The sequence below is a fragment of the Brachyspira catarrhinii genome, assembly GCF_005518285.1.
GTDB classification, from domain to species: Bacteria; Spirochaetota; Brachyspiria; order Brachyspirales; family Brachyspiraceae; genus Brachyspira; species Brachyspira catarrhinii.
Map to the genome: position 1 here is coordinate 1 of NZ_SJDU01000792.1, position 430 is coordinate 430.

General features: G+C 29.8%; 1 pseudogene. It reads right to left on the reverse strand.

What is annotated here, in order from left to right:
* Positions 1-430: pseudogene (locus EZH24_RS13470) on the reverse strand (trigger factor); the annotation flags it as partial.

The window sequence follows — 430 nt, forward strand, 5'->3', positions numbered from 1 at the left end:
TATTGCATCTTCGGTTTTTGCCACCGAAATTAAAAATTCGGTTTTATTCATTCCGTTATTTGCAATAGATTTTTCAAAGTCGTCCAAAGCTCTTTTTAATTCTTCTTCGTAATAGCCTTTAGGAATTTCCATATTAACCGTTTCAAGCAATTTATCGAATAAAGTTTTATTTACAAGATTATAATTCGCTCTCTCTTCGGCTCTCTTTATCAAATGTTCTTTCAAAGATTCTTTTACTTTATTTCTGTCTTCTTCTTTTGAATCGTCTTTCATGTCGGGCTTTTCCACTTTCAATATTTCCATTATCAAAGTCGCTTCTCTTCCGTCAATATAAGTCGTGATAAGTTTTTTATCGTCCTTTTTTACTCCGATTGAATTTTTTGAATTTATTAAAAGATAAAAACGATAGTTTAGATATTTCATTGCAAAT